The following is a 17510-nucleotide window of genomic DNA, read 5'->3' as shown; positions in this document are numbered from 1 at the left end:
CCCGCAGGGATCACACCCGTGCAATGGCGCCTGCTGACCAATCGGGTAGCACCCACCCTGGACGCGGTCATCGAGTTGATCGATTGGTACAGGGCGCGCTGGGAAATCGAAATGTTCTTTCACGTGCTCAAGAACGGCTGCTGCATCGAAGCCCTTCAATTGTCAGGCGTTGACCACCTTGAGCGGGCTCTGGCGCTGTTCATGGTGGTGGCTTGGCGCATCGCCCTTTTGGTGCGAACGGGTCGAACTTGCCCCGATCGGGACGCTGCACTGTTCTTCGATCCCGATGAAATCCGGGGCGCGTTCTTGCTGACGAAAAAGAAACCGCCAAAACGTCCTCCCCGTATCAACGAAGTCCTCCGTTTGATCGCTACCCTCGGCGGCTTTCTCGCGCGTAAGGGCGATGGCGAGCCCGGTGTCAAAACTATCTGGCTCGGTTTGCAGCGCGTCAGGGATGCCGTAACCACACTGCAGGCATTACGGGACGAGTCACTGTGACTTGTGTATAACGTGATGCCTTCAACGGGGGTTTCGTCGTTTTAATGCATCGAAACGGCAAAACATGATCAATGCGGGGGACTGCGCCGATGCTCACACGTGATCAACTACTGACGATCATGCCGTACGCCCGGACGCGGGTCGATACTGGCATGACGAAGGAGCGATGAGATGGGTGATTTTCTAAAACTGGTTGCACCGACGCTGGCCAGCACCGTGCTTGGGCCTCTCGGCGGTGTCGCCGTCGCCGCCATTGGGCACATCCTGGGCATTTCCGACGCGACCACCGAGAAGGTGGCGCAGGCCTTTCAGGACGGCAAGATCACGCCGGAGCAACTGGCTGAGATTCGCAAACTGGAAATGCAGTAAAAGAACGAGGAGGCCGATCGTGGGTTCAAGTACGTAGAACTCGAATTCAAGAACGTCGACAGCGCGCATGTCATGAAATCGGTGACCAACGGCTATTTCCCGGAGGTGCTGTCGGCGCCTGATCACCGTTGGGTTTTTTGGGAATCTGGGCTGGATGATGCATGACCACACGGCCATTGATAACCAACCGCTGCTCATCATGCTCGGCTCGCTCGGCGCTGCCTTCGGCGCAGTCGTGAATTTCTGGCTGGGGTCGACGAACAAGGGCTCGGATCGCATCAAGGAACTGTTGGCGCAGGCCGCACCGATTAGGCGGTAGTTGTCATTGGGGAGTCCTCCGTTTTGCAGGGGATTCAAGAAAGAAATATGCTATATTGAACTGATCTTCGGTCCGTCAAGAGGGGCGCAGGAATGCCTGTTAAACACGAGAATAGACGTGGTATTGATCGACGGCTGTTTAACCCGCCTTCCGCTCCCGCCATTGGGGTAGAGCGGCGACGGAATATCGACCGACGGAACAGCGACTCGTATTGCTCAGCTGTGTTGCACAAGGACCAAACTGTATTGTGCCAATTGCAAAATATCGAAGGCTGACGTGAAACGTATGGCAATTCCATGACGTGCTCGCTCTGCCGGTGCTGACATCTGGCTCGGACCGCACCAAGGAACTGCTGGCGCAGGCGGCACCGATCAGGCTGTAGAAACGGACCAGAGCAGTAGGAACGAGAACCAATAGCCCCGATCTGGTCTCCTCATGGAGGCTGGGTCGGGTCTTTTTGTCGTTATGGGATGCTATTTAAACGAGAAGCACGAGCGGCGGATATCGGACGGCGAATTTGTTGAGTTCCATTTCGACTCTCGACCCCTATGCACAGTTTGAAACTATGTGCAGTTGGTGTTTGCTGCGGTCGTTTATGTCAAGTATGGCAATGGATTCAGTGAGGTAGCGAAAGCCAAAGCTGGACATAGTTTTTGCGAAAGGATGCAGTGGTGGTCCCACATAAGGAGACCATCATGGAATTCAAAGCGTACGTTGAAGCCGATCTCGCAATGAAGGAAAAAGCACTCGCACGATTGGATCCACCCGACACCACGTTGCGCCGATTCAATGCACCAGATTCTCTGATCCAATTTCTTCAGACGCTGTAACTATGTGCACCTGCGCCCGGCCTCAACAAAGGACGGCGCTGACTATCGCCAATTGACTGCACATAGTTTCAAACTGTGCATAGGGGTCGATACCGGAAGTAGCCTGAAGTACCACCGGTCGTTCGAGCCGACTTCCAGAGCTACGACCGCTGACCTGCCCATTGCAGACGTTGGTGGCACAGAGTCCCAATGACCGGATTGGCCGAGTTGCTGTCCTTGAGTGACTGTGGCGGGCGATTGCTCCACTCCAAAACCTGCCGTTTGACCTCTGACGGTTCGACCGGCAGCAGTGGGTCGTCTACCGTCTCATACCATTGGTTTGCTTGTACGGCAGCAAGCTGACGTGAGTTGCCTTTCACTGACATGCGAATACTGCTCTGTCATAACAAGCCGCACACACCATGTTCCGTAACCACACGTATGGAAATGTGAGACGAATTACAAAGTCGTATTTTCAGCGAGTAACCGCTAGATCTGCGAAAGCCCTACGTCCAGATCGTTCTGCAAATCGACCACGGCTTCCAGCCCCACGGCGATACGCAGCAAGGCTTCGGTGATTCCGCTCGCCGCCCGCTGCTCGGGCGTGATGCGACCATGCGTGGTTGTCGCCGGGTGCGTGAGCGTGGTTTTGGTATCCCCGAGATTGGCCGTGATCGACAGCAGACGGCAACTGTCGATCACCTTCCAGGCTTCGGTTCGCGCGCCCTTGACTTCAAAGGCGACGATGGCGCCGCCGCTTTTCTGCTGGTGCCTGGCGAGTTCGAATTGCGGATGTGATTCGAGGCCGGGGTAGTAGACGCGTGCAACTTTGGGATGCGCTTCGAGCCAGCGCGCGAGTTCCAGGGCCTTGGCCGATTGGGCTTCGAGCCTGATCTTGAGCGTTTCCATCCCCTTGAGCAGCACCCAGGCATTGAAGGCGGAGAGCGTCGGCCCCGCCGTGCGCAAAAACTTGAACACTTCGTCGGTGAGTTTCCTGGGGCCGGCCACCGCACCGCCGAGAACGCGCCCCTGTCCGTCGAGAAACTTGGTCGCCGAATGCATGACCAGATCGGCACCCAGATCGAGCGGGCGCTGCAGGATCGGCGTGCAGAAGCAGTTGTCGACCACAACGATAATGCCTCGCGCATGAGCAAGAGCGACCAGTGCAGGAATATCGGCAATTTCGGTGAGCGGGTTGGACGGCGTTTCGAGAAAAAACAGTTTTGTCTCGGGGCGTATTGCCGCTTCCCACGCGTCGACGCGGGTCTGCGCGACGAAACTGGTGTGCACGCCGAAGCGCGTCATGATGTTGCCGAGCAACTGCTGGGTGGCTCCGAAGAGGCCGGTCGAGGCCACGATATGGTCGCCGGCGCTGCACAGGGCCATGACCAGCGAGAGGATGGCCGACATGCCCGAGGCGGTGGCGACACAGGCTTCGGCGCCCTCAAGCGCCGCCAGACGCTCCTGGAAGGCGCTGACCGTCGGATTGGTGAAGCGGGAATAGACGTTACCCTCTTCCTCGCCGGAAAAACGCGCGGCGGCCTGCGCCGCGTTAGCGAAAACGAAACTGGAGGTCAGGTAGAGCGCTTCGGAGTGTTCGTTGAACTGGCTTCTTGCCTGCCCGGCACGCACCGCCAGTGTTTCAAGTTGATAGTTATCGGTCATGGCTTCAACGCGCTGAGTGGAGATTAAGGTGTAACTGCCGTGAATCGCCGCCATCGACCTTGCCGGCGGCGATCTTGCCTTCGCGAGTCTGTTCGATGGCGTCAAGATACTCGGTGCTCACATCGCCGGTGACGTACTGTCCGTCGAAACACGAGCAATCAAAGCTGCTCAGCGAGGGATTCAAATCGCGCACCGAGGCCTTGAGTGCATCGAGATCCTGAAAGACCATGGCGTCGGCGCCGATCTCGCCGCAGATCTCCTCGACCGTTCGACCGGTGGCGATGAGTTCGCTGCGCGTCGGCATGTCGATACCGTAAACATTGGGGAAGCGCACCGGCGGCGCGGCCGAGGCAAAATAGACCTTGAGCGCGCCGGCGGCACGCGCCATGTCGACAATCTCGCGACTGGTCGTTCCGCGCACGATCGAATCATCGACCAGCAGGACGCGTTTATCCTTGAACTCCTGAGCCACGGTATTGAGTTTCTGACGCACCGATTTCTTTCGTGTCGATTGCCCCGGCATGATGAAGGTACGACCGATGTAGCGGTTTTTTACAAAGCCTTCGCGATACGGAATGCCCAGGCGCTGCGCCAGTTGCATGGCCGACGGGCGGCTCGAATCGGGAATCGGCATCACGACGTCGATCTCCTCGACGGGAATCTGCCGAGCCACCTTGTCCGCCAGATGTTCGCCCATGCGCAAGCGGGTTTCGTAGACCGATACGCCATCGATCACCGAATCCGGGCGTGCCAGATAGACGTATTCAAAGATGCACGGTGCCAGCACTGGGTTCCGCGCGCACTGACGATGGTGCATCTGGTGCGCCATGTCAACGAAGATGGCTTCTCCCGGCGCCACATCGCGCAGCACCTGAAAACCCAGCGTATCGAGCGCTACCGACTCTGAAGCCAGCAGATATTCTCTACCCAGCAGCGTTTCGTTCACCCCGATCACCAGCGGACGGATACCATACGGATCACGGAAGGCGAGCAGGCCGTACCCGGCAATCAGCACCACTACGGCATAGGCGCCCTTGCAGCGACGGTGCACGCCGGCAACCGCCGCAAAGATGGTATCCAGATCGAGGCGAAAGCCCCTGGCCGTATCCTGCAGCTCGTGCGCCAGAACGTTGAGCAACACCTCGGAATCCGAATTGGTATTGATGTGCCGCAGATCCTGGCGGAACATCTCTTCCTGCAACTGTTCGGTGTTGGTCAGATTGCCGTTGTGCGCAAGCACCAGACCGAAAGGCGAATTGACGTAGAAAGGCTGCGATTCGGCAGAATCGGAAAATGACCCGGCCGTCGGATAACGGCAATGGGCGATTCCCATATTGCCTGGCAGGGCACGCATGTTGCGCGTGCGGAACACATCGCGCACCAGGCCGGAGCCCTTGTGCATGTGAAAGGCATCGCTTTCGCCGGTGGCGATGCCGGCCGCATCCTGACCGCGATGCTGCAGCACCATCAGCCCGTCATAGAGCAACTGGTTGACCGGCGTGGTCGCTACAACCCCGAGAATCCCGCACATAATATTCCCTACCTGAATCGAATCCGTTTAGCCACGTCCGGCGGCAGCCAGGGCTTGCCGGCCAGCACCGCCGTTTCGAGCGGCGCCGAAAAATACGCCTCACTCCACCACTTCTCCTTCGGTGCCGACGTCATGCCCCCTGCGGCGACCAGCGCCAGGACAATAATCAGACCGCGTGCCACGCCAAAAACGACGCCCAGCAGGCGATCGCTGAGACTCAGGCCCAGCGCCTTGAGCAGGCCATGCACGGCCAGACGCAGCAGCGCCATCAAAACCAGCACGACAAAGAATACAGCCACCCAGGCAGCGACGATACGCAACGCCGGGTCGCCGATGCCGGTGAAGAAAACCCTGGCCACTTCTGCCCCGAACCACTTTGCGGCAAAGAACGCCAAAACCCACGCCACCAGCGCAATGATCTCGCCCACCACGCCGCGCCACACACCGAGCGCCGCAGACGCCAGCACCATGGCCATGGCGACGTAATCGAAGGCGGTCATTGCCTGGCCGTGACCACCCCGTTAACACCAATCCGTTTCAACTTGTCGAGCGCCTTGTCAGCCGCTTCGCGATTGGGGAAGGGGCCGGCGCGCACGCGCGTCTTCTTGCCCTCGGGCGAAGCCAGCGATTCGGTATAGACCTTGATACCCAATTCGCCGATCTTGGTCTGCAATTGCTTGACGTTTGCCGGATTGGAAAAGGCGCCGATCAGAATGACGTACTGTCCGCCAGCGCTGCTGGCCGGTACGCTCGATGCGCTTGCTGCCGCTTCCTGCGTCTTGCCGCCAAGAATCGCTGCGGCACGCTGGGGTTCGCTGTCACTGGCCCTGGCCGGCTTTTCCGTGGGCTTATCAGTCGCTTTTTCAGCCGCTTTGTCTGTCGGCGGCGCTTCGGCTGGTTTGGCTACTTCAGCGACCGACGGCGAGGGCACAGCCGGCTCTTTCTTTTCCGGCGTCACGGCTTTGTCGCCGGCAGCGGGTGCCGCTGGTGGTTTGACGAGCTTGGGGGTGAAGGGCGTCTTGTCCTGACCAGGGATACGGATCTGGACATCCTGAACCTGCTGCTTCGGTTCCTCGTCCATGACCATCGGCAAAACCACGGCGGCCAGACCAGCAAAAGCAATGGCGCCCACCAGTCGGCGGCGTGCGCGTTTTTTTAGCTGCAAATTAGCGTCAGAGGGATCGGACATCGGGTTCAGAAAAGTCGAGTGATAAGTAGTTCTGGATGATCGCCAGTGGAGTCGCCTGCATCAGGAACGGTTTTTCATGGCACGCATGACCGCTGCCACCGTGTAGAACGACCCGAAGACGAGGATTCTATCATTTTCCCCTGCCCGCTTGGCAGCACTCGTGAAGGCTTCTTCCGGAGAAGCGAAGCACTCGATACTGCCACCCGGCTTGCCGTCCGCCACGACGCTGGCCAGTGCCTCGGCTGGCGCGCCACGCGGCACGCCCAGGGCGGCCAGCAGCCAGACATCGACCTTGCCGGCCAGCGCTGCCAGTGCGCCGGCGATATCCTTGTCGCCGAGCATGCCGACGACGGCAATCGTCTTTTCAAAAAACCCCATGTCGCCAAGGTTGTCGGCCAGCGCAGCCACAGCTTGCGGATTGTGTGCGACGTCAAGTACGATGGCCGGTCGTCCAGGCACCACCTGGAAACGTCCCGGCAGTTCAAGTTCAATCAGCCCTCGCCGAACGGCCTGCATTGAAACGGGCACTCGCTGCTTGAGCACATCGACGACGGCGAGTACCGCCGAAGCATTGCGTAACTGGCAAGCGCCGCGCAAGGCCGGGTTGGCCAAACCAGCTCGGCGCTGCCGCTCACGACCCCAGAAGGTCCATTGCGCCTTGTCGCCGAAGTAGCCGAAATCGCGGCCGAGCAACTGGAGGTCGGCGCCAATCGCGGCGGCATGATCAAGCAGCGACTGCGGCGGCTCGGGATCGGCGCAGATGGCCGGTTTTTGGGCACGATAGATTCCGGCCTTCTCGAAACCGATGGCTTCGCGCGTGGTACCCAGCCATTCCATGTGATCCAGCGCAATCCCTGTCACCACCGCGCAGTCAGGATCGTAGGCATTGACCGCATCGAGCCGGCCACCCAGACCCACTTCGAGAATGATCACCTCGACCTGGCGGGCGGCGAATACTTCCCAGGCGGCCAGCGTGCCGAACTCGAAATAGGTCAGCGCCACATTGCCGGCGGACTGCCTGGCCGCCTCGACCCTGGCAAAAGCCGTGCACAGCGTTGCGTCATCGACCGGCACACGGTCAATGCGAATGCGCTCGTTATACAACAGCAAATGCGGCGAGGTGTAGCAGCCCACCCGGTAGCCGGCGAAGGTATAGATGGCTTCCAGATAGGCGCAGGTCGACCCCTTGCCATTGGTGCCGCCAACGATGATCAGCGGGCAGTGTTGCGTTTGCCGCAAGATCTCTTTGACGCGAGTGACCCGCTCCAGCCCCAGTTCGATACCGTCCTGCCCTTTTGGGTGGAGGCTTTCGAGGTGGGCCAGCCAGGCAGGAAGTGAATTCACGAAAACTCTGTCAATGCTTGAACAAGCGTAGGGGCAGCGGGGGTCAAATAGATGATCGAGGAGTCGAGAGTGAAAGTCGCTGTTCGTCCCGATGCGGGATTGGGTTGAAGCGCAAAGGGGTCGGTGAGTGATGAACGACTAAAATCATCAGGCAAAGTTTGCACGAACCCATCCGGAGTGGGATGCTTTGAACTAGAATGGACTGCGCTGCGATTCGTTGCAGCCTGTAATTCAAAGATCTTAGGGAAAAATTCGCATCTCGATGGCTGTTTTGAAAAAGCATTGGGGGAACTGGCATTTTTCTCCCGACAACTGTGTTGTTCAATTGCTTCCACGGAGGTCCATCATGACAAGAGCCGTCAGAAACTTTTTCCTCGTTCTCTTATATTCATTCGTTTCATTTCACGGTGGTATTGCTTTTGCGCAGGGGAATACGGAACTAGAAAATGCGCGACAGTTAAACAAACAGGAAATTGTTGATCTCATTGCCAACAAGACAGTTCGCTACCGCATCACGGTCGGGTCAAGGACAGACAGTGATGTTAATGTGGAAATGAACAAAATCACTTTCACGAAAACGGAAGAATTCGGCGGTAACTTATCTGCCTTTTCAACAAAATCCTCAACAGACGGGAAATGGTACGTAAATGACAAATCCAGATTGATCAGGCAGTACGACAGAATAGCCTGGGGAAACAAACCGTTTGGAGTAAGTGTTTTTGAGAATAAGGGAAAATACTACTGGAAGATTGGCGAAGTATTTCAGGAACTGCTCAGTATTGAGTAAGCCTGGTAAAGGAAGACCCGGTTCTGACGGGGTGATCTGCTCCCTGATCTGTGCCTTCTGGCGGTGTTTGTTGCCCATCCTCGCAATCGAAGCCTCAAGCCACAGCCGGCAGTCTCTGCAGCAGGGTCAGAATCTGCACCAGCTTTTCTCTCATTTCGCGGCGGTCAACGATCATGTCGATGGCGCCTTTTTCGAGCAGGAACTCGGCGCGCTGGAAGCCTTCGGGCAAGGTCTGACCAACGGTCTGTTCGATGACGCGCGGCCCGGCGAAGCCGATCAGCGCGCCCGGTTCGGCCATCACCACATCGCCGATGAAGGCAAACGAGGCTGAAACACCACCCATTGTCGGATCGGTAAGGATCGACAGATAGGGTAACCGGGCTTGCGAAAGTTTGCTCAGGGCCGCGGAGGTCTTGGCCATCTGCATCAGGGAGAACAGGCCTTCCTGCATGCGCGCGCCGCCGGACGCCGTGACGCAGATGAACGGCAGGCCCTGCTCGACCGCCGCCTGCACGCCGCGTACGAAGCGCTCACCGAGTACCGAACCCATCGACCCGCCCATGAAATCGAATTCAAAAACCGCGACAACGACTGGCAAGGTCTTGATTGCGCCCTGCATGACCACCAGCGAGTCGGTTTCTCCGGTACTTTCAGCCGCATCGAGCAGGCGTTCGGAATAGCGGCGGCTGTCCTTGAACTTCAGGGGGTCGACCGGCAAGACTTCGGCGCCGATTTCAAAGCGTCCCTCGGGATCAAGCAGAAGATCGATCCGAGCCCGCGCATCGAGGCGATTATGGTACGCGCACTTGGGGCAGACGTGGGCGTTTTGCTCCAGATCAGTGGCGTAAAGCACGGCCTCGCACGACGGGCACTTGCTCCACAGGCCTTCGGGCAGTGAAGACTTGCGCTCTACTCCGGAGACATTTCGCTTGATCTTCGGCGGCAGGAGTTTGTTCAACCAGCTCATGATGCTCCTCGGACAGGAGGGTTTGTTCCGACAGCGTCGTCCATGCCGCGACGCAGCTCAGCGACCAGCGCATGAACCTTCGCGCATACGTTGTCACTGGTCGATTGCTCGATCTCTTCGATAATCCGGCTGCCGACGACGACGGCATCGGCGATTCTGGCCACCCGGCCGGCCGTTGCCGCATCGCGGATACCGAATCCGACACCGACCGGAACACCCGTACTGGCATGGATTTCCGGGATGCGCGCGGCAACCGCTGCAACGTCAAGCGCGGCTGAACCGGTAACGCCCTTGAGTGAAACGTAATAGACGTAGCCACTGGCCAGCGCCGCAACTTGGGCGATGCGTGCAGGTGTCGAGGTTGGCGCCAGCAGGAAGATCGGATCAAGCGCATTGGCGTGCATCGCACGAGCAAACTCGATGCTTTCTTCCGGCGGATAATCGACGACCAGAACGCCATCGACGCCGGCATCCAAGGCAGTCGCTGCAAATTCATTGACGCCCATCGACTCGACCGGGTTGGCATAGCCCATAAGGACTACCGGCGTGTCGTTATTGTCGGCACGGAAGTTGGCCACCATGCCCAGCACCTGCCGCAGGCTGACGCCTTTGAGCAAGGCGCGCTCGGAAGCACGTTGAATCGTCGGCCCGTCGGCCATCGGATCGGAAAACGGCACGCCAAGCTCAATGATGTCGGCACCAGCCTCGACCAGGGTATGCATCAGCGGCACCGTCAGTGCAGGATCGGGATCACCGGCGGTGATGAACGGAATCAGCGCCTTGCGCCCTTGCGCCTGCAGGCGCTCGAAGGTGGCTTGTATTTTTGACATGATCAGAACCTGATTCCCGATTTTTCGGCAACGGTGTGCATATCCTTGTCACCCCGCCCGGAGAGATTGACCAGCAGGATTTTGTCTTTCGGCAAGGTCGGCGCGAGCCTGGCAGCATAGGCAATGGCATGGCTCGATTCGAGCGCCGGGATGATGCCCTCCAGGCGACACAGATTGTGGAAGGCCTGCAGCGCTTCGGCATCGGTGATGGTGACGTATTCGGCCCGCCCCGAATCCTTGAGCCAGGCGTGCTCCGGGCCGACACCGGGATAATCGAGACCGGCCGAAATCGAGTGTGTCTCGATGATCTGGCCGTTTTCGTCCTGCAAAAGATAGGTGCGGTTACCATGCAGCACGCCGGGACGTCCGGCGGTCAGCGAAGCCGCGTGGTGGCCCGTCTCGATACCGTCACCCGCCGCTTCAACGCCGATCAGGCGAACTCCGGCAAGCGGAATGTAGGGATGGAAAATCCCCATGGCATTGGAACCGCCGCCCACACAGGCAATCACGGCATCGGGCTGGCGCTCGCACTGATCCTGCATCTGCACGATGGCTTCCTTGCCGATCACCGCCTGGAAGTCGCGTACCATCATCGGATAAGGATGCGGGCCGGCCACCGTGCCGATGATGTAGAAGGTGTTGCTGACGTTGGTTACCCAGTCGCGCATGGCTTCGTTGAGCGCGTCCTTGAGCGTTCTGGAACCGCTTTCGACAGGCACCACGCTCGCACCGAGCAACTTCATGCGATAGACGTTGGCGGCCTGCCGCTTGATGTCCTCGGAGCCCATGTAGACGACGCATTCCATGCCGTAGCGTGCTGCTACGGTGGCGGTGGCGACGCCGTGCTGACCGGCACCGGTTTCGGCGATGACGCGCGGCTTGCCCATGCGCCGGGCAAGCATGGCCTGGCCAATGCAGTTGTTGATCTTGTGCGCACCGGTGTGATTGAGGTCTTCGCGCTTGAGGTAGATCTGCGCGCCACCGAGCAGATCGGACCAGCGCCTGGCATGATAAACGGGACTCGGGCGACCGACGTAGTGCTTGAGGTCGTACTCGAATTCGGCAATGAATAGCGGGTCGCGCTGGGCAAGCGCGTAGGCTTCGTTCAGTTCTTCAAGTGCGGGGATCAGTGTTTCGGCAACAAAAACGCCACCATACGGGCCAAAATGGCCGAGGGCGTCAGGCAAGTCGTAGCGGGGGGCAAGCATGATATCTCCTTGAGGCAATGGAAAACGAACAGACGATCAGAAAGCTGTCGTCGGCCTCAGGCATGGTTGGCGAAGAAACGTCGCCAGCAGGTACGGGTACGTCCACCAGAACTCTTGCGCATCGATCATCCTGTTCTACAGGTGAGGTATTCGGTAGTCCCGAATCAATCAGTCGGCATCAAACCCGCCGCTCGCACGGCGGCAACAAAAGCGCGAATCTTTTCAGCATCCTTGATCCCCCTGGCCGCTTCGACGCCCGACGAGACATCAACCGCCGCCGGCCGCACGCGAAGCATGGCCTCGCCCACATTGCCTGCATCCAGACCCCCGGAGAGTACCATCGGCTTGCCCAGATCAGGCGGTATCAGGCCCCAGTCGAAAACCTTGCCGCTGCCGCCGTAACCGTCGGCAAAGGCGTCAAGAAGAATCGCCTGCGCCGAAGGGAAGCCAGCGGCGTATTGTACCAAATCCAGCCCCGGCTTGACGCGAGCCGCCTTCATGTACGGATGCTCGAACTGCCGACAATAGCTTTCATCCTCATCGCCGTGAAACTGCAAGAGGTGAATGGGGACAGCGGCCAGCGTGGCCTTGACCAGAGCCGGGTCGGCATTGACGAAGAGACCGACGATGGTGACGAAGGGCGGAATCGCGCGCGCCAGTTTGCTCGCTGTCGCCAGATCAACGTGGCGCGGGCTTGGCGGGTAAAAAACCAGGCCAATCGCGTCGGCACCGGCGCCCACCGCCGCCTGCACGTCCTCCAGCCGGGTCAGGCCACAGATCTTGATTCGTGTTTTCATCGTCAAAATTCCTGATTCTCAAAGACCGGAGATACCTGGCAGAAACGAATCATTGCTGACCGGCAACCCCCACAGCAGCTCATACTTGACAGCGACCAGATAGAGCCCGGCCGCCGGGAAGGTGGGTGCCGCCAGACGGCGATCACGCAAGGTGAGCAACCGGCCTATCCACTCGGCAGGATGTTTGCCCTGCCCGACATAAACCAGACTGCCGACCAGATTGCGTACCATGTGGTGCAGGTAGGCGCCCGCTTCAAAATCAAAGACAATCAATTCTCCGGATCGTTGCACATCGGCTTTCCGGATCGTCCTGACCGGTGAACTGGCCTGGCAATCTGCCGCCCGGAAAGCCGAGAAGTCGTGCTCACCGAGCAACATTGCGGCGGCCTGTTGCATAACCGCTACATCAAGCGTGTGATGATACCAGCCGGCACGCCCGTGCCACACGCCAGTCCGTTGCGGCCGGTTGATCAGGAGGTAGCGATAGCAGCGACCATACGCCGAGAAGCGGGCATGGAAAGCGTCAGCCACCGGATGCGCCCAGCGCACCGCAACTGCCGCCGGAAGATAAGTATTGGTACCGCGCACCCAGGCACTCAGCGGGCGCTCAACCCGCGTGTCGAAATGCACTACCTGAGCCGTCGCATGCACACCGGCATCGGTCCGACCGGCGCACACGACAGCAACCGGCAGTCCGGCAATCCGGCTCAGCGCCGCCTGCAGCGCGTCCTGAACCGTATTGCCACACGGCTGCTGCTGCCAGCCATGGAATGCGCTACCGTCATATTCAACACCGAGGGCAATTCTCATCCTGAACACCTAGCTGAAACAAAAAAGCATGATGGCTCCAGCACTGCTCAGTGTAACAATGTAGTCCAGCCAGCGCATCGGCTGATGGCTCACTTCGACCAACTCGCTAGCGCTCGACGCCGGTGCGTTGAGCAAGGCTCGCCAGTCGCGCGGACGCGGCAGCGATTCGACATAACGCAGAACCAGCATGAGACGAACGACGCCACGATCGGTATCAAATCCGAAACGGCGCAGAGGTTTGAGCAAGGCATGAGTGGCCGCCAGCAAATCGGGAAGCGGCATGGCCTCCAGAAAGGCGGCAACGGCCATCAGTACCAGTAACAGGCGTCCAAGATGGTTTAGCGCTTCCAGCAGACCTTCCTGTGTTGGCGCAATAGCGCCATTCCACAGCGGCTCTCCGGCAACACCCCAGGAAAAAATGACCAGGAGCGAGACCAGAAGCCAGCGCGCACGCCAGATCAGACCCCCGCCACGCTGCACGACGCGCGTTCCAAACAGTGGCAGTAGCAGAAAGGCCGCAATCAGCGCAGTGCCACTCAAGCACTGAACGGCAAGCACAAGCAGAAGCCAGACGATGAGACGTGTCGTTGGGTGGACGGTAAGGCTCGGCATGCGTCAGTCGACTCCGGAATCGTTAAAAAAAAAGCCGTAGCCCTGTATAGAGCTACGGCCTGCATTTTACTTAGCCTGCGGCTTATTCGCCGATTTTGGTCAGGATAGACTGTGCTTTCTCCCGTTGAGCGACGTCACCCTCTTTCAAAACCTCCTGCAAGAGTTCGCGAGCACCCTCAAAGTCACCCATTTCCTCGTAGGCTTTCGCCAGTTCAAGTTTAGTCGTAACTTCTTCTTTAGCATTGATTTCGGTGTCCTGCGCAAAACCCTGGTCACCACCAACCTGCCGATTAATGAGCGTTTCCGACTGCATTGTCGAGAAGTCCTGTTCCGGCAACATATCCGGTTCTACGACATCGCGTGGACTGATGAGCGTTTCTGCCTGCTCCGTTGCAAAGTCCGGATTTACAGCGGTCGATAACTGAACGCTCTCGTATGATATATCCGGCGAATCAACTGATAGCGACGAGATGAGCGTCTCTGCCTGCTCCGTCGCAAAATCCGGGTTGACAACGGTCGATGCCTGAACGCTCTCGTATGATACATCCGGCGAATCAACTGACAGCGACGAGATGAGTGTTTCTGCCTGCTCCGTCGCAAAATCCGGGTTAACAACGGTCGATGCCTGAACGATCTCATATGACGAATCCGGCGAAACGTCGGTTGCAACATAAGCAGAAGGTGCCGGTGCCGGAATTTCAATTTCCGGCTCTTTGAGGTCAAGGTTGATCGATGTCATATCGAATGAGGAAGGCTCGGGCATTGACTGGCCGAGGAAAGTTGACTCAGTCAGACTGACGTCGAATTCTACGCCGTCTTCATTAACCGAAGCGAGATACGGCTCGTCATTCGCCTTGCTTTGAGGAGTCGACGACGTTCCGGTCAATTCTGGTGCAGTGCTCGAATCGAATCCGAGGTCAAAGTCAAGGTCGGCAACCTCTTTTTTGGCTCCCTGATCGGATGCCACTGTTGTCGAAAAATCGGGCAGGCTCAAGTCAAGATCAGTTGCTTCCGGGTCGGTACCTGTAGCAGAATCGGAAATCTCGGCATGGTCGGCCGCAAGATCAAAATCGAGCGCACCGGCTTCAACCACAGGTTCCGGCAACCTGAGCGTCTCTTCCATCTCCGCCTTTAGAGTGTCGGAAACAGCCAACGGCTTGTCATCTCCGAGACCAAGATCGAAATCAAGGCTGGTCATGTCGGCTACAACTTGCGCTGAGGAATCCGACACAGGTTTGAGGATGCTTATTGTGTCGGCCAAGTGCGACAATTCTCCCGGCAGGGGAACAGTGTTCTTGTGCGCCTGCGGGGGAGATACAATCACCGTCGCATCAGCATCAAAAGCCGTCGGAGCAGCCGGTGCAGAGGCGCCGAAGAGGGGATTGCCCGGATCGAGTTTGACACCCATCGCGGCCGCCTTTTCCCAGTCGGCCCCGACACCACCGGTCTCGCCATAGAGATCGGTCGCCAGCGTCTCGAATTGCTTGACCTCCTTCCGGTTGGAATAGATTTCAAGCAACTTCAAGTGAATGGCATAACGCTTCGGATCTTTCTGCTTGGCTTCAACAAGTATTTCCTCGGCCTGCACATCTCGCCCATAAGCCATATAAACATCGGCCTCGGCCACCGGATCAACCTCATCGGTATCGATACTGCCCGGTCCAGCCTGGCTGAAATCAGTATGATCTGGCGCATGAGAGGTATCGACGCTCTGCCCTCCCGTACTGCGGAAGACCGAATTGGCGGTCAGACTCGTGCTCTGCGGAGACAGGGTGCTGCTCAAATTGAGCGGGGCTTCCTGCGAGCTGGCGCGTCGCCGGCGAGCAATGAAATAAGCGGCAATGAGCGCCAGAATTCCCCCACCGCCGGCCAGGGCCAGCGGATTGTCAAGCAAACCGTCTATGAAACCTGGCTCCTCGGGGGGGGGAGGCGGTGGTGGCACTGGTTTTGGTTTTGGCTTGGGTAGTTCGGCCGGTTTTGGCTCCGGCTTTGCTTCAGGCTCCGGTTTGACTTCAGGCTTCGGCTCGGGTTTGGCTTCCTCGGGTTTGGCGACCGGCTCTGGCGCTTTCGCTTCAGCCGGTTTTTCCACGGGCTTCTCGACCGCAACCGCTACCGGCTCAACCTTGGCCGGAACGACGACTGGGACTGGCGGTGGTGTTTGCGGCTTGGCTTCTTCCGTCGGTTTCTTCGCTTCGACCGGCATGTTCTTGTCGGCGGCCTGCTTTTGCAACTCGGCGAGATTCTGATTTTTCAGTTCAACCAGCTTCTGCAAGTCAGCCACATTTTTCTCAAGCATGGCCAAGCGTTGATTGGCTTCATTGAGTGCTTTGTCCTTGGCAATCTGGTCATCAGCATTTGGCTTGGGTGCGGCAACCGCCTTGCTACCGCTCATCTCGGTTTTTGAAACCTTGACCTGATCCCTGGGCTCCGCTGACGGCGTTGATTTGTCCTCAACCTTTGCCGTTATCTTGCCGGAGGCCTCCTGTTTGGCGGCCTCTTCCTTTACCGGTGCCTGTGACGCAACAGCAGCCAACTTGCTTCTGTATGCGTTCCAGTCAGAAGACTGTGCAACGACAATTCTCCTGGCCTCGCCTGTGGAAACAGCCTCAATGGCAGATTTTTCAGGAACCGTAAGAATTTTGCCGGCCCTCAGCCGGTTCATGTTGCCGCCGTCAAAAGCTTCCTGATTGGCGCGCAACAAGCCGACTAGCATCTGATCGAGTGAAACGCCTTCCGGCTTGACTTCGCTGGCGATCCTGTTCAAGGTGTCACCGCGTTTGACCTCACGTACGACTTGTCCTGCGACCGGCTGCTCTGCTGTTTTTTTGACTGGCTCCTGGGAACGACTCCTGGCTACCGCTCTGCCGCGCAACTCGTCGTCAATCGGTGGCGTCGTTCGCGCGCTTGCCGGTGGCTTGCTTGCCATTACCGGCTTGTCAGTTGCCAGAGCCACTGGCGCGGCAGCTTTTACCGCAAGCTCTGGCGGATCAAGCAGGAATGTGTATTCGCGAACCAGGCGACCGGAAGCCCAGTTGAGCTCAAGCAGCATGTCAATGAATGGATCGTTGATCGGCTTGTCGGAACTTAGCTTGATGACGGACTGGCCGTTGGCACGCTTGTCCATCACGAAGCGGATACCCAGCAAGGTCGTGGCGTAATCCAGACCAGCCTGTTTGAAGGCTTCTGGTGGTGCCAATTGCGCTTTCATGCCGGAGAGCTCTTCAGGTGGCGCGGAAACTTCGATCTCGGCACGCAAGGGTTGCCCAAGCGCCGAGAACACGACAATTTTTCCGAGACCCGCTGCATGAGCAGCCAGCGGTACTCCTGAGAGAGCGAGGCAGGAAGCAACCGCCAATACGGAGGTACGCAACCCGAGATGTTTTAGCGTTTGATATGTTTTTTTAGTCACGGCGCCACCCTGAGCGTCGAAATCGGAATTATTAAAATAACATCATGGAGTTAGCCATGCAAGCTAAACTTGCTTGTGATGTCAAAATTTAAGCAAATAAAAAAACCGGGGCGTAAACCCCGATTTTTTATCTCATAAAATCAATTAGTTATCAATCAGAATACGTAACATGCGACGCAATGGCTCGGCAGCGCCCCACAACAACTGGTCGCCGACAGTAAAGGCGGCAAGATATTCGGGGCCCATTGCGAGCTTGTGCAGACGGCCAACCGGCACACTCAGCGTACCGTTCACGGCAGCCGGCGTCAGCTCGCGCTCACTGATCTCGCGCTCGTTCGGCACCACTTTTGCCCACGGATTGTCCCG

General features: G+C 58.2%; 18 protein-coding genes. 5 read left to right on the top strand and 13 right to left on the bottom strand.

Annotation, left to right across the window (positions count from 1 at the left end; genetic code table 11):
• The 4 genes from JNM42_RS00355 to JNM42_RS00340 form a co-directional block, all read left to right on the top strand.
• Positions 1-498: IS4 family transposase (locus JNM42_RS00355; protein WP_294264420.1), on the top strand; the 498-nt coding region annotated here is incomplete at its 5' end.
• Positions 499-669: 171 nt separating this feature from the next.
• Positions 670-867, top strand: coding sequence for a hypothetical protein (locus JNM42_RS00350; RefSeq protein WP_294264418.1), 198 nt, complete (start codon positions 670-672; stop codon positions 865-867).
• A gap of 154 nt (positions 868-1021) precedes the next feature.
• The gene (locus JNM42_RS00345; RefSeq protein WP_294264415.1) at positions 1022-1186 is read left to right on the top strand and encodes a hypothetical protein; all 165 of its coding nucleotides are present in this window, start codon (positions 1022-1024) and stop codon (positions 1184-1186) included.
• Positions 1187-1881: 695 nt separating this feature from the next.
• A complete protein-coding gene (locus JNM42_RS00340; protein WP_294264412.1) occupies positions 1882-2016 on the top strand; it encodes a hypothetical protein in 135 nt (44 codons plus the stop codon).
• A gap of 468 nt (positions 2017-2484) precedes the next feature.
• On the opposite strand, the gene JNM42_RS00335 is transcribed toward JNM42_RS00340, so the two are convergent.
• The 5 genes from JNM42_RS00335 to folC all read right to left on the bottom strand — a co-directional run bounded on the left by JNM42_RS00335 (position 2485) and on the right by folC (position 7724).
• Positions 2485-3660 (bottom strand): O-succinylhomoserine sulfhydrylase, encoded by a 1176-nt coding sequence (locus JNM42_RS00335; protein ID WP_294264410.1) that lies wholly within the window; start codon positions 3658-3660, stop codon positions 2485-2487.
• 4 nt (positions 3661-3664) lie between these two features.
• On the bottom strand, positions 3665-5191 hold the full coding sequence (purF, locus tag JNM42_RS00330; protein ID WP_294264407.1) for an amidophosphoribosyltransferase: 1527 nt from the start codon (positions 5189-5191) through the stop codon (positions 3665-3667).
• Between the two features lie 8 nt (positions 5192-5199).
• Positions 5200-5691 (bottom strand): CvpA family protein, encoded by a 492-nt coding sequence (locus JNM42_RS00325; RefSeq protein WP_294264405.1) that lies wholly within the window; start codon positions 5689-5691, stop codon positions 5200-5202.
• Positions 5688-6356 carry an SPOR domain-containing protein gene (locus JNM42_RS00320; RefSeq protein ID WP_294264402.1) on the bottom strand — a complete coding sequence of 223 codons (669 nt, stop codon included), beginning with the start codon at positions 6354-6356 and terminating at the stop codon, positions 5688-5690. The genes JNM42_RS00325 and JNM42_RS00320 overlap by 4 nt, the downstream gene beginning before the upstream one ends.
• Positions 6357-6440: 84 nt before the next feature.
• Positions 6441-7724, bottom strand: a complete 1284-nt coding sequence (gene folC, locus JNM42_RS00315) for a bifunctional tetrahydrofolate synthase/dihydrofolate synthase (RefSeq protein ID WP_294264399.1) — start codon at positions 7722-7724, stop codon at positions 6441-6443.
• Between the two features lie 346 nt (positions 7725-8070).
• Here folC and JNM42_RS00310 point away from each other — a divergent pair, with 346 nt between their 5' ends.
• Positions 8071-8511 (top strand): hypothetical protein, encoded by a 441-nt coding sequence (locus JNM42_RS00310; RefSeq protein WP_294264396.1) that lies wholly within the window; start codon positions 8071-8073, stop codon positions 8509-8511.
• 94 nt (positions 8512-8605) lie between these two features.
• Here JNM42_RS00310 and accD read toward each other — a convergent pair whose 3' ends face one another.
• From accD to JNM42_RS00270, 8 genes are all read right to left on the bottom strand, one after another.
• Positions 8606-9478 (bottom strand): acetyl-CoA carboxylase, carboxyltransferase subunit beta, encoded by an 873-nt coding sequence (gene accD, locus JNM42_RS00305; RefSeq protein ID WP_294264393.1) that lies wholly within the window; start codon positions 9476-9478, stop codon positions 8606-8608.
• Positions 9475-10308, bottom strand: a complete 834-nt coding sequence (gene trpA, locus JNM42_RS00300; protein WP_294264390.1) for a tryptophan synthase subunit alpha — start codon at positions 10306-10308, stop codon at positions 9475-9477. The genes accD and trpA overlap by 4 nt, the downstream gene beginning before the upstream one ends.
• 2 nt (positions 10309-10310) lie before the next feature.
• The gene (gene trpB / locus JNM42_RS00295) at positions 10311-11516 is read right to left on the bottom strand and encodes a tryptophan synthase subunit beta (protein ID WP_294264387.1); all 1206 of its coding nucleotides are present in this window, start codon (positions 11514-11516) and stop codon (positions 10311-10313) included.
• Positions 11517-11680: 164 nt separating this feature from the next.
• Entirely contained in the window at positions 11681-12313 is a 633-nt protein-coding gene (locus JNM42_RS00290; protein WP_294264385.1) for a phosphoribosylanthranilate isomerase, read from the bottom strand.
• Between the two features lie 18 nt (positions 12314-12331).
• A complete protein-coding gene (truA, locus tag JNM42_RS00285; RefSeq protein ID WP_294264382.1) occupies positions 12332-13123 on the bottom strand; it encodes a tRNA pseudouridine(38-40) synthase TruA in 792 nt (263 codons plus the stop codon).
• 9 nt (positions 13124-13132) lie between these two features.
• The gene (locus JNM42_RS00280) at positions 13133-13735 is read right to left on the bottom strand and encodes an energy-coupling factor transporter transmembrane component T (protein ID WP_294264380.1); all 603 of its coding nucleotides are present in this window, start codon (positions 13733-13735) and stop codon (positions 13133-13135) included.
• Positions 13736-13817: 82 nt separating this feature from the next.
• Entirely contained in the window at positions 13818-16661 is a 2844-nt protein-coding gene (locus JNM42_RS00275; RefSeq protein WP_294264423.1) for a FimV/HubP family polar landmark protein, read from the bottom strand.
• Positions 16662-17288: 627 nt separating this feature from the next.
• The coding region (locus JNM42_RS00270) for an Asd/ArgC dimerization domain-containing protein (RefSeq protein WP_294264377.1) at positions 17289-17510 on the bottom strand (222 nt) is incomplete at its 5' end.

It is taken from the genome of Propionivibrio sp. (assembly GCF_016790145.1).
GTDB lineage: Bacteria > Pseudomonadota > Gammaproteobacteria > Burkholderiales > Rhodocyclaceae > Propionivibrio.
This window is presented reverse-complemented; position numbering and strand designations above follow the sequence as displayed.